Source organism: Pseudorhodoplanes sinuspersici (assembly GCF_002119765.1).
GTDB classification, from domain to species: domain Bacteria; phylum Pseudomonadota; class Alphaproteobacteria; order Rhizobiales; family Xanthobacteraceae; genus Pseudorhodoplanes; species Pseudorhodoplanes sinuspersici.
Genome location: NZ_CP021112.1, coordinates 5,231,157 through 5,243,305, shown reverse-complemented (window position 1 = coordinate 5,243,305; position 12,149 = coordinate 5,231,157). Strand labels below are relative to the sequence as shown.

Annotated in this window: 10 protein-coding genes; 1 reads left to right on the top strand and 9 read right to left on the bottom strand. The window is 61.4% G+C overall.

Annotated elements, in window-relative coordinates; all coding sequences use genetic code 11:
* Positions 1 to 28 precede the first annotated feature (28 nt).
* Complete coding sequence (locus CAK95_RS25550) at positions 29 to 496, bottom strand: HXXEE domain-containing protein (protein ID WP_086090474.1); 468 nt, start codon at positions 494 to 496, stop codon at positions 29 to 31.
* A 199-nt stretch (positions 497 to 695) separates the two neighbouring features.
* Between CAK95_RS25550 and CAK95_RS25545 the strand changes: the two genes are divergently transcribed.
* Positions 696 to 1,349: a MarC family protein gene (locus tag CAK95_RS25545; RefSeq protein WP_086090473.1), complete on the top strand. Its 654-nt coding sequence runs from the start codon at positions 696 to 698 to the stop codon at positions 1,347 to 1,349.
* Between the two features lie 14 nt (positions 1,350 to 1,363).
* Here the strand turns inward: CAK95_RS25545 and CAK95_RS25540 are convergent, their stop codons facing one another.
* From CAK95_RS25540 to CAK95_RS25505, 8 genes are all read right to left on the bottom strand, one after another.
* On the bottom strand, positions 1,364 to 2,230 hold the full coding sequence (locus tag CAK95_RS25540) for an alpha/beta hydrolase (protein ID WP_245303523.1): 867 nt from the start codon (positions 2,228 to 2,230) through the stop codon (positions 1,364 to 1,366).
* A gap of 327 nt (positions 2,231 to 2,557) precedes the next feature.
* Positions 2,558 to 3,712: a xanthine dehydrogenase family Fe-S subunit gene (locus CAK95_RS25535; RefSeq protein WP_086090472.1), complete on the bottom strand. Its 1,155-nt coding sequence runs from the start codon at positions 3,710 to 3,712 to the stop codon at positions 2,558 to 2,560.
* Between the two features lies 1 nt (position 3,713).
* Positions 3,714 to 4,553 (bottom strand): FAD binding domain-containing protein, encoded by an 840-nt coding sequence (locus tag CAK95_RS25530; protein WP_086090471.1) that lies wholly within the window; start codon positions 4,551 to 4,553, stop codon positions 3,714 to 3,716.
* Positions 4,550 to 6,913 carry a xanthine dehydrogenase family protein molybdopterin-binding subunit gene (locus CAK95_RS25525; RefSeq protein ID WP_086090470.1) on the bottom strand — a complete coding sequence of 788 codons (2,364 nt, stop codon included), beginning with the start codon at positions 6,911 to 6,913 and terminating at the stop codon, positions 4,550 to 4,552. The genes CAK95_RS25530 and CAK95_RS25525 overlap by 4 nt, the downstream gene beginning before the upstream one ends.
* Positions 6,914 to 6,948: 35 nt before the next feature.
* Positions 6,949 to 8,343 (bottom strand): amidase, encoded by a 1,395-nt coding sequence (locus CAK95_RS25520; protein ID WP_086090469.1) that lies wholly within the window; start codon positions 8,341 to 8,343, stop codon positions 6,949 to 6,951.
* Positions 8,344 to 8,424: 81 nt separating this feature from the next.
* Complete coding sequence (locus CAK95_RS25515; protein ID WP_086090468.1) at positions 8,425 to 9,840, bottom strand: TRAP transporter large permease; 1,416 nt, start codon at positions 9,838 to 9,840, stop codon at positions 8,425 to 8,427.
* 43 nt (positions 9,841 to 9,883) lie between these two features.
* A complete protein-coding gene (locus CAK95_RS25510) occupies positions 9,884 to 10,432 on the bottom strand; it encodes a TRAP transporter small permease subunit (protein ID WP_086090467.1) in 549 nt (182 codons plus the stop codon).
* A gap of 161 nt (positions 10,433 to 10,593) precedes the next feature.
* Positions 10,594 to 11,691 (bottom strand): TRAP transporter substrate-binding protein, encoded by a 1,098-nt coding sequence (locus CAK95_RS25505; RefSeq protein WP_086090466.1) that lies wholly within the window; start codon positions 11,689 to 11,691, stop codon positions 10,594 to 10,596.
* Positions 11,692 to 12,149: the final 458 nt, after the last annotated feature.

Sequence of the window (12,149 nt, the reverse complement as noted above, 5' to 3'; positions counted from 1 at the left end):
AGTTTCGCAGGGGCTGCGGAGGTGCATGTCAGGTCTGCCGGAAATACGGCTTGCTCTTAAGCTTGAGCAGCACGACCGGGCTTGCCATCAACAGCGCACCGATGACGAAGGCGAGCGAAACACCGCGCCAGCCAACGAGACCGACCGACAAGGCACGATGAAAGCAGGCGATGCCGAGCGGATAGAACAGCACGACCGCGGTGAAAACCCCCGGGGAATAGCGGCCGCGCGTGAGCAGCATCGGCAGCACATGGAAGAAGGTGGCATTGATCAGCATCAGCGCGGGATAGGCGAGGGCCAGCGCCGGCTGGCGGACGATGTTGGCGGCGACGATGCCGAGCAGAATGGCCAGCACATTGACGATGTAGAAATCCGTCCACTGCACCGGCAGCCTGATCACCGCGCGCGCCCAGTCGCGCCAGTTCAACTGGTATTCCTCGACGACGTGGAGGGCATAGGCCGCGGTGCAGAGCCAGAGCAGATCGGGGAGGATCATGGCGAGCCTTTGACAAAGGATCCAGGTCGGGACGGCTGAATCGCAGTGGCGATGCCATTATGTGCCGGCGGCGAGCAGCGTCAATTGACGCAGGCTATTTTTGACGATGGGCTTTAGGATATTCCTGCTTATGCCGTGATAAGCTTGCGTCCTTGAATGCCGTTCCTCGACGGCACCAAGTGTTCTTTTGGATTCCCCCATGTCTGACGTCATAAATGCCTTTCTCTTGGTCTATGCCGGATTGTTTCCGATCATCAATCCGGTCGGCAGCGCGCCGATCTTCCTCGGGCTGACCGCGGGCTGCACGGAGGCCGAGCGCAACACGCTGGCATGGCGTGTGGGGATCAACAGCATTTTTCTTCTGGCCGGCTCGATGTTTATCGGCTCGCATCTTCTGGTGTTTTTCGGCATTACGCTGCCGGTGGTGCGCATCGCCGGCGGGCTGGTGGTGGCGGCGTTCGGCTGGAAGCTTTTGCAAAGCGGCGTCGATTCGGACGACCAGCGTGCCGCCAAGGCGGAAAAGCAGGGGACGCCGATCGATTCATTCTACCCGCTGACCATGCCGCTGACCGTCGGTCCGGGCGGCATTTCGGTGGCGATTGCGCTCGGCAGCCAGCGGCCGTCCGGCGTTCATGACTGGGAGCAATGGGTGGCGTTGTCCGGTGCAGCGATCACCGGCATTCTCGCGATCGCGCTGACGGTGTTTGTCTGCTACCGCTCGGCCGAAAGCGTGATCGCCCTGTTGGGCCGGAGCGGCACCAACGTCGTGGTGCGGCTTTCCGCTTTCATCCTGCTTTGCATCGGCATCCAGATTTTGTGGACCGGCATCCGGGCGCTGATCGCGGCTGGGTAGATACGCATGGCCTATTATTGGGTCTGCCGTGCAAGGAATTGCAGCGACCTTTCCAAAGCGGTCTGGCCAGCGGCATTGTCGAGGTTGAACTGGTATTCGTGTGGAAGCGGCGGCTTATGATCGTCCGGATAAAACAGGCTGTCGACATAGACGCCCTGGCTCGCCACAGCCTTCGCCATCTCGCGTGATTGTGCCCTCAGCGGATCATCGTTACCGGCCGTGATGAACGTCGGAGGAAACGCCGGCGTGACATGCCTTTCCACCGAGGCCTGCGCCGATCGTGGGTCATGGATGAAATCCTTGGTGCCAAGATACGACCACAGGACTGTCCGCAGGAAGTCGCTGAAACGGCCGTCGAGATCGATTTTGGCAATGTCGTAAGCGCCGCAATAGAGCAGCACCCCGCGCAATTGGGATCGTTGTATGGTTGGCATGATGCCAATATCCGCGGCATAAGATGCAACGCTGATGATATTGGCGAGTTGTGCCGCGATCTGCGCTCCGGCCGAGTCTCCCGCCAGGAACAATGTCCCGCTGTCGATATGAAGCGACTTTGCATTCTTCGTCAGATAGCCAAGGGCCGCGTTCGCCTGTCTGACGGGTGTCGGATAGGTCGCGTCCGGTGCTAACGAATAACCGACGCCGACGGTCGTGTAGCCGCGTGCTGCGAGTATCCTGAGATAATTTGCAACGTAATTCTTGTTGCCCGAGACCCACGCGCCGCCGTGAATCCACACGATCGTTGGCAAGGTTATGTCGCTTCCCTCGATGCGCGACGGATAGAAGACATCCAGCGTCGCGTCGTCGTCGGAGGCGTCATATGGAATGTCGAGATGCGCCGACACATCTTTCGGGACATGTTTTTCAAGCGCTTGTGCCATTTTTCTCGCCTCCCAATCGAAGGGCAGGCGAACGAGCATCGCCGATGGCCAGGGGCTGAATTTGAATGCAACGTAGCAAATCGCGCTGACTGTTATGCAAGCCGCGATTACGATCCGAAGAAGCCGAAGCACGATCCGTCCATCCAAAAGAAATGCCCGTTCGTGGACGGGCGCTTCCATTGCTTCGGTTCAGTCTGGCCGCTGATCAGTTACTGGAAGCGGTATAATGTCGAGCGACATTAATTCAGAGTCATCGATCTTGTCGTGGACGATTGCCCCGGCAAGCTGCGTCGCAATTGCCGGGGCAAGTCGAGAGAGATTCGTGCGTTATCCCTTCAAGCGCGACTTCAGGATCGACCAGAGCAATGACCAGACGCTGATCGGTTTCACCTGCGATGACGAGACCGGCGCGCCGGTCATCGCGTTGTCGAGATTGGCCGCGAAGTCGGCGGCGAGGCGCTGCACGATATCCTGCACGAGACCCGCGCGATTGAATTGCGCCAGCCGGCCGCTGAGGCGCCAGGACAACGTGACCAGCAAAGTGCTGCCGGTTGCGTGCGTGTCGTCTGCGGGCAGCACGCGCCAGATCACTTCACCCTCTGCCGCAGATCCCGATCCGGTGTCGCGCCCGCGGCCGGTCATCGTGCCTTGATGCGTTGCCGCATCAAGGTGCACTTGGCCTTCGCCCTTGAAGGCGACCTTCATCGGGCCGAGCGCCATGTGCATCCGGCCCTCGATGTGCTCGCCCTCAATGGCGGTGATTTCCGCACCGGGAAGACAGCGCGCCACCTCCTGGAAATTCGCCAGTTTGGCCCAGACATCGGCGGGTGCCGATACCAGTTGCAATCGCTGCTCGATCGAGGTCCAGCCCTGCCGGGACGGCTTGCCTGCAGCGGATGTGGCGGGGGTGGATGATGGGCGCGGCGGCGCGGCGGTTTCTGTCACCGCGATCGACGACGATGTTTCGGTTCGCGCGCCGCTGGCTGCGATTGCGGCGGACGCCGCAACTGGCGTTTTGCCGGCGCAGGTTTCTTGGATCGCCTCGACAATGCCGACATAGCCGGTGCAGCGGCAGAGATTGCCGGACAGTTCTTCGCGAATGCGGGCTGCCGAGACATCGCCAAGACGGGTGACGATATCGCGCGCGGTGATCAGCATGCCCGGCGTGCAGAAGCCGCATTGCAGGCCATGATGTCTGGTGAATGCCGCCCGCAATTCATTCATCAGCGGATCGTTATCCAACCCCTCGATGGTGGTCACGGCAGAGCCGTCGGCATCGCCGACATAGCTGATGCAGGAGCGCTGCGGCTTGCCGTTGACGATGACGGTGCAGGCGCCGCAGACGCCTTGCTCGCAGCCGACATGCGCGCCGGTGAGATTCAGATCGTCTCGCAGCAGTTCCAGCAGTTGCATGCGCGGCTCGGCCTGACGCCGCACCGGCTGTCCGTTGACCGAGAGAGAGACATCGATCGTCGTCGGCATGTCAGGAACTCCGCGTGTCCGTTAGTTGCGCGAGGCTGCGCTGGACCGCTACCGTCAATTGCTGGCGATGCGCCGCATCGAGATGCGCGAGCAACTGATCGATTTCGTCGCGCACAACGGTGGCAGCCTGTTCCGCTCCGTCCTGCTTCAAGCATTCGGAGGTTTTCGGCAGAAGCAGCGGACGGCCGTTCAGCGCGCCGGCCAGAACGCGATAGGTCCCCGATCTTGCATCCGCGACGCAGGCGCCAATGGCCTTGGCGAATTCGCCGGTCTTGCGGCACACCTTGTAATAGCCCCAGCGCATGTCCGGCGAGGAACGCGGAATTTCCACCGCGCAGAGAATTTCGGTTGCATCCAGTTGCGGCGTGAAGGCGCCGAGCAGGAAACTGTCGGCGGCGATGCGGCGCGCGCCCGATTTTGCATTGTGGATGACGATGGTCGCGCCAAGCGTGGCCATCGTCGACACCCAGTCGGCGGCGGGATCGGCATGCGACAGGCTGCCGCCGATCGTGCCGCGATTGCGGACCGCGCGATAGGCGATGCCGCGCGCGACAAAGGGAAGAAAGCCGCGCGTCGGATCCTCGATCATGCCGTCTTCGATCTCGGCATGAGTCCAGGTTGCGCCAATGGACGTGATGCGGCTGTCAGTCTCGATCGCCCGCAATTGCGGGATGTGCCGGATATCGATCAGCTTGCCGGGGCGGGCGAGACGCAGATTCAGCATCGGCCCGATGGATTGGCCGCCGGCGAAAACCTTGGCGTCGCCATTGCCGGCGGCGAGCCATTCCGAAGCTTCGTCCAGCGTCCGCGCGCGAGCATAATCGAGTGCTGCGGGTTTCATGCCGCATCCTTTTCGGGGGCGCTGGGTTTGGCCGCGGCAATCGCATGCAGGATGCGTTCCGGCGTCGCCGGAATGTCGCGCAGCACGGCGTTCAACGGCGACAATGCATCGTTGATCGCGTTGACAATCGCGGCGGATGGCGCGATGGCGCCGCCTTCACCGACGCCCTTGACGCCGTGCGCCGAATAGGGCGACAGCGTTTCCATGTGATGGATGCGAAAACGCGGCAATTCGGTCGGGCCGGGCAGCAGATAATCGATCAAGGTCGATGCCAGCGGCTGGCCGTTATCGTCATAGGGGCTTTCCTCGAACAGCGCGGTGCCGACGCCTTGCGCGGCGCCGCCGAAGGTCTGCCCTTCGACGACCATCGGGTTCACCATGCGTCCACAATCCTCGACGATGGCGTAATCCAGAATTTCGACAAGCCCGGTCTGCGCATCAACAGCGACATAGGCCGCGTGGCTGGCATAAGAGAACACGCCGTTGTCGGTTTCTGGCTTGTAGGCAGCGGTGGCTTCAAGGCCGGAGCGGTCGACATTGTCGGGCAATTCATCGGGCCGGATATACCAGGCGCGGCCGACGTCGGCGTAGGAAACGCTCGCCGCGCCGGCGAAGATGCGGCCTTCGCGGAAGGTGACGTCGTCGGCCTTGACCTGCAGCAGATGCGCGGCGATGGCCTTGATCCGCACGGCGACCATATCGGCCGCGCGCGAGACGGCGCCGCCGGTCATCACAATGCCGCGCGAGGCATAAGCGCCGGTGGAGAAGGGGGTGTTTGCGGTATCGCCGAGCGTGACGCGAATGTCCTTCAACGGCACGCGCGTCATCTCGTGTGCCACTTGCGCCAGTGTTGTTTCGAGGCCCTGTCCGATCGTGTGAATGCCAGCCTTCACCTCGAGCGCGCCATCGGGCGTGAGCTTGACATGCGCCTGATCGAAGCCGGGCACGAGCGGCAGCCCCCAGGCGGCGAAGACTTTCGTTCCATGCGCCGATTGTTCGGTATAGGTCGCAAAGCCGATGCCGAGATAGCGGCCTTTCTCGTCCCGCGCCGGCAGTTTGCGCCGCGCATCGAAGTCGATCATGCGCTTCACTTCCAGAAGGGAAGCCGGATAGTCGCCGCTGTCGTAGTGCTTGTTGGTGATGTTGGTGTAGGGCATCGCCGCCGCTGCCACCAGATTCTCCATGCGGACCTCCCACGCCTCGCGTCCGACGGCCTTGGCGATGGCATCGATCGTCAGTTCGATGGCGAAGCAGACACCGGGACGCGCGACGCCGCGGTAAGGTGCGAAGGGCGGCTTGTTGGTCGCAACCGAATAGGTCTTGCAGCGATAGGATTTAAGATCATAAGGGCCGGGCAGATTGCCGCCGGCCTGCGCGGCTTCAAGGCAAGCCGAGAACGGCCACACGGAATAGGCGCCGCAATCGACCGCCACTTCCGCATCAAGGCCGAGCAGGCGCCCGCGCTCATCCGCATAAGCCTTGAGCTTGTATTCGTGCTGTCGCGCATTGGCGCCCGCCGTCAGATGTTCGCGGCGGTCCTCGATCCAGCGGAACGGCTGCTTCTGCGTCAATGCAAGCCAGGCAACTGCAATCTCTTCCGGCATCAACATGCATTTATAGCCGAAGCCGCCGCCGACATCGGGCGGCGCCACCCGCACGATCGCTTGCGGAATGCCGAGGCATTCGGCGAGACCGATGCGGATCAGATGCGGCACCTGCGTCGATGTATGCACGACAAGCTGGCCAGCGCGGTGATCCCACCACACCACGAGGCCCTTGCCCTCCATCGGGTGCATCACCTGACGGGCGGTCGACAAGTCGAGCTCGACGGCGACGGGCGCGGTCTTGGCGACACTGTCCATGCCGCGATCGAAACTGGTTTCGAGGAAGAGATTGTCGCCCCATTCGCGATGCAGGAGCGCCGCATCGCGCTGGCGGCCGGCGGTGCTGGAGGCAATGACCGGCAGTTCGTCGTAATCGACGTCGACCAGCTCGCAGAGATCTTCGGCGGCTGCGCGGTTGCTCGCCACGCACATCGCAACCAGTTCTCCGACAAAGCGGACACGTCCGGTTGCGAGTGCGGGATAGTCCGAGACTTTATAGCCGGGAATGGATGAGCGTGTGGTGATCGGCAAGACGCCGGCAAGGTCGCCGTGGAAGAAGACACTGTCTTCATAGCCTTGCGGCTTGCTCTGCCGGGTGATCAGCGCATGCGCGACCGGACTGCGGAGGAAGGCGACCTCGCGCATGCCCGGCAAACGAATGTCACCGGTAAACTGACCGCGGCCATGCAAGTGCCGATCATCTTCCTTTCGCGGGACGCGTGCGCCGATGCCTTCGCCATCATTATCGTGTGTCATCTGCTTTGCGCTCTTGAACGGGTCGATAGCTTACCTCACGAACGGGCGTCGAGAAGTGGCCAGGGATGCTGCTGCTCATAGAAAGCGACGGCCGACAGCAATCTTTCTTCCGCATACCAGGGGGCGACGAGCTGGAAGGCCAGCGGAACGCCGCTGTCCGACAATCCGGCCGGCACGCTGATGGCGGGATGTCCGCTCAGGTCGAAAAGATTGAGATAGGGCGTCCATTCGCGCCGCATGTCGCCGACCACCTCGCCGTCGATGCTGATCGGGTCGAGCGGCTTGTGCAGCGCATCCAGCGGTTCGCGGCTCATTACCGGCGTCAGAAGGAAGTCGAAGCCTTCAAACAGTTTCTGCACATGCCGGAAAATGGCGGTGCGGCGATTGAGAGCGCCCTGGAGATCCTGACCGGAATAAGACAGGCCGATGCGCACGCCTTCGGTCAGGCTTGGCTCGATCTTGCTCTCGACCTCGTCGATGGTCTTGCCCAGCCGCGCCGCCCAGTTCGATTGCTGCAGGATGCGCCAGGTCGGCTCGGGGTTGTCGATCGTCCAGTCGATCTCCGCGACGGAAGCGCCGAAGTCTTCAAAGGACTTGGCCACGCGCCGTATCGTGTCCGTCATCGTGCGGCTGATGCGGGCGTTGCCGACCTGCATGAGCAGGCCGATGCGTTTGCCCGCAAGATTTCCGGCCTGGGCGTTGATGCGCGAGGTGTCGATCGGCGGCACGGCGAGCGAATGCGGATCGCTCGATGCTGGTCCCGCCATCGCCTCAAGGGCGAGCGCCATGTCCGCGACGTTGCGGGTGATAGCGCCGAGATGAATGAAATTGGCAAAGCCTTCCGGCACGAGATCATGCGGGATGCGGCCGAGGGTCGGCTTCAATCCGAGAACGCCGGTGCAGGCCGCCGGCAAGCGTGTCGATGCGCCGGCGTCGGTGGTCAGTGCCATGCGAACGAGGCCCGCGGCGACGGAGACGCCGCCGCCGCAGCTCGATCCGCCGCATGTTATGTCGGCATTCCAGGGATTGACGGTCAGGCCGGTGTGGGGCGAGGAGCCCATCATGGTGTGCGCGAATTCTGTCGTCGTGCTCTTGCCGATGATGACGGCACCGGCGGCGCGGAGACGCGCGACGGCGACCGTATCGGCCGCGGCAGGCGCTGCATCCTGCATCAGCCGCGATCCCCAATGGGTCGGCAGACCGCCGACATTGAGAATGTCCTTCACGCTGATCGGAATGCCGGCGAGTTTTCCCGATTGTTCGCCCGCGTCAAGTTTGCGCGCAGTCGCGAGTGCACCGTCGCGATCAATGCGGGCAAAAGCATTGAGCTCCGACTGGCTGCGCTCGCAGCGGTCCAGCGTATCGGCGATCGTTTCCTCGATGCTGCCTGCTTTCGCCCGATCGTTCATCTGCGTGCGTGTCAGGGCCATTCTGGTTTCTTGTCCGTCCAATAATGCGATGTATACTGACTATAAAGAAGGGCCTGTCAAGGCAACGGCGCAGGGGGGGCGTTATTTGAAACTCAAGGCCGGAGCGTCGTTCTCGCCGCTGTCGGTCTTCGGAAGTTCGATGCGGATCGTCGATGGATCCACGTTCGCGCGTTTATCGAGCCAGTAGGTGACGCTGCCGGGCCAGACGATTACGATCGCAACCAACACGAGTTGCAACCCGACCCAGGGTACGGCGCCAAGATAGATATCGCGCGTCAACACTTCTTTCGGAGCAATGCCCCGCAGATAGAAAAGCGCGAAGCCGAACGGCGGATGCATGAAGCTCGTCTGCATGTTGACGCAAAGCAGAACGCCGAACCAGATGAGATCGATGCCGAGCTTGTCGGCCACCGGCGCCAGCAGCGGAACGATGATGAAGGCGATCTCGAAGAAGTCGAGGAAGAAGGCGAGAAAGAACACGAAGACATTGACGAAGATCAGGAAGCCGGTCTGTCCGCCGGGTACGTGGCTGAGCAGATGCTCGATCCAGCGTGAGCCGTCCACACCCTGAAAGACGAGGCTGAACACGGTGCAGCCGATCAGGATGAAGATCACCATCGAGGTGATGCGCATGGTGTTCTGCAGGGCCTGATTGATCAACGCGAAGGTCAAACGGCGGTTGAGCGCAGCAAGAATGGCGGCGCCGACGGCACCCATCGCGCCGGCTTCGGTCGGGGTGGCGAGCCCCATGAAGATCGTCCCGACCACAATGAAGATCAGGATAATGGAGGGCACCATGCCCCAAAGAACGCGCCGGATCAGCGGCCAGCCTCGCTGTTTACGAGCTTCCTTCGGCAGTGGCGGCACGCGATGCGGCGCAATCAGCGCCACGACGGTGACAAAGGCAAGGAACAGCAGCACCTGAAGAATCGCTGGGCCGATCGCGCCGGCATACATGTCGCCAACAGAGCGGCCGAGCTGATCGGCCAAAATGATGAGGACGAGTGAGGGCGGAATGATCTGTGTGATCGTGCCCGATGCGGCGATCACGCCGGTTGCAATGCGCATGTCGTAGCCGTAGCGTATCATGATCGGCAGCGAGATCATGCCCATCGCAATAACCGACGCGGCGACGGTGCCGGTGATGGCGCCGAGAATGGCCCCCACAATAACCACGGCATAAGCGAGGCCTCCCGGAACGCCGCCGAAGAGCTGGCCCGTTCCCTCCAGAAGGTCTTCTGCCAGGCCGCTGCGTTCGAGGATCGCGCCCATCAGCGTGAAGAACGGAATCGCCAGCAGCAGATCGTTCGACAGAATGCCGAACACGCGCAGCGGCAGATTGCCGAGATAGACCTCCGGAAAGAAGCCGAGATGGACCGACAGGAAGCCGAAGAACAGCCCGACCGCGGCAAGCGAGAAAGCAACCGGAAAGCCGATCAAAAGGAACACGACGATGCCGCCGAACATGAGCGGCGGCATATGCTCTACAGTCAACATCGGGCGGTATCTTTCACGAGATCGGCAGGTACAGGGGAAATGATCATTGGTCCGGTCGTTGATAATCGGTCACGACTTCGGTTTGCGGATCCATGCCCCGCAACAGCGCGATGCGTTTGATGATTTCCGAAAAGCCCTGCAACGTGAGCAGCAGAAAGCCGAGGGGCAGGATCAGCTTCACTGGCCATCGCAGCAGCCCGCCGGCATTCGAGGAGGCTTCGTCCGACAACCAGCTGGTGACGAAGAATGGCCAGGTCATCCAGGTCAGCAGGATGGTGGTCGGCAGCAGAAAGAAGGTCATGCCGAACAGGTCGACATACAGACGCGTGCGGGTGCTGTAGGTGCTGTACAGCAGATCGACGCGGACATGCCCGTTGCGGAACAGCGTGTAGCTGGCGCCGAGCATGACCATGCCCGCCAGAAGATACCATTGCGCTTCCAGCCAGGCGTTCGAGCTGTTGCTCAGACTGTAGCGGATCACGGCATTGGCGGCGCTGATGAGACAGGCCGCTGCCACCATCCAGTCCGCAATCTTGCCGAAGGCCGCACTCAAGGCATCAATGCCGCGGCTCAAGGCCATCAAAGCACGCATCAATCCATCCTTTGTTGCAGATCGATCTCGTGGGGAGGATTTGACATTCGCTGCCCTGTTCACCGCAGGCTCGCAAAGCGAATGGCGTATCGATCTGCAAATGAAGATGTGCCGGGCGATTTGGATCGCCCGGCACGGGTCGCGCAATCAGATGCGCAGGTTCATTTGGATGGCGGGATATCGTGGGAGAAGCGATAGGCGTCGAGGCTTTGCTCGGCCACCCGGAACCACGGATTGGAGCTTTCGAGGAAACGCTTCCAGGGGCCGTAGATCGTCTTGAAGTCGGCGTCCTTGGCTGACAACTCGTCGAAGGTCTCGAAGCTGGCCTGGTAGCAGGCGTCGAGCACCGGGCGCGGGAAGAGACGCAGTTGCGTGCCTTCGCCGATCATGCGCCGCAGCGCATCCGGATTACGCGCATCGTATTTCGCGAGCATCATCATCATTTGTTCGTTGCACGCGGTCTCGAAGGCGATCTTGAAATGCTCGGGCAGCGCATTCCACGCCGGCAGGCTGACCGGCGCGGTAATGCCGGCGCTGCCTTCCCACCAGCCGGGGGCGTAATAGAATTTCGCCACCTTGTTCAAACCGAGCTTGGCATCGTCATATGGTCCGATCCATTCCGACGCGTCGATCGTGCCGCGCTCCAGGGCGGAATAGATATCGGACGGCGGCAATTGCTGCGGCACGGCGCCGAGCTTGCGCAGGATCACACCGCCCAGACCGCCGATGCGAATCTTCAGGCCCTGAAGGTCCTGCACGGAGTTGATTTCCTTGCGGTAGAAGCCGCCCATCTGAGTGCCGACATTGCCGCACGGGAAGGGGATGACATTGGTCTTTTTGTAGAAGTCGCGAATGAGCGGCAATCCGCCGCCTTCAAAGAGCCACGCTGCCTGTTGCCGCGCATTCAGCCCAAACGGCAAGCCGGCGTCGAAGGCGTAGGTCGGGCTCTTGCCGATATAATTGGCGGACAATACGTGCCCGCACTCGATCGTGCCGTTCTGGACGGCGTCGAGAACCTGCAGCGGCGGAACGATTTCGCCACCGGCGAAGCAGCGGATGTCAAAGCGGCCTTCGGTCAATTGACCGACGCGCTTGCAAAGCTCTTCTGCCGATCCATGGATCGTGTCGAGGCTTTTCGGCCAGCCCGTCGCCATACGCCAACGGACAGTCGGCTGCGTCTGTGCAATGGCCGGTGCAGCGAGCGTAGCAGTTGCAGCGGTCCCGCCCGCCAATCCCTTTAATAGCTTACGACGATTCATAGTTCCCATCCCCTTCTTCTTCACTGGAAAAATACGACGGCTGACAAATGCATTGCGGCCGCGACCATCGCGCCATCGGAATCGCTTTCATGTCTGCCAAGAACCATGTTCGTCGTGCCGTGTGCGGTCATGTCTGAACCATATTACTCAGTATATATCCTATTTGAACGATGCAAAAGCTGCACCACTTCAGGGCGTCTACCGGCGTCAGGGCATCTTCGATATGGGCGATCGGTCGACTGCGGCAAAAACTGCAGGATTCCGCAGATATATTAGAATGGATCTGGTGTAGTCCCGGCGATGTCCGATGAAACGAACCGGGCGATTGCGGCGCCGATCGATTGCGGACATTCGCTGACTCGCTATATTATGCAGCGTGCTGCTTATTTTCTTTGCGGGCCCAGGGCTGATGAACTCCGTCATAGGGAAAGCCTGCAATCGGTCACGCGCGGAGATGG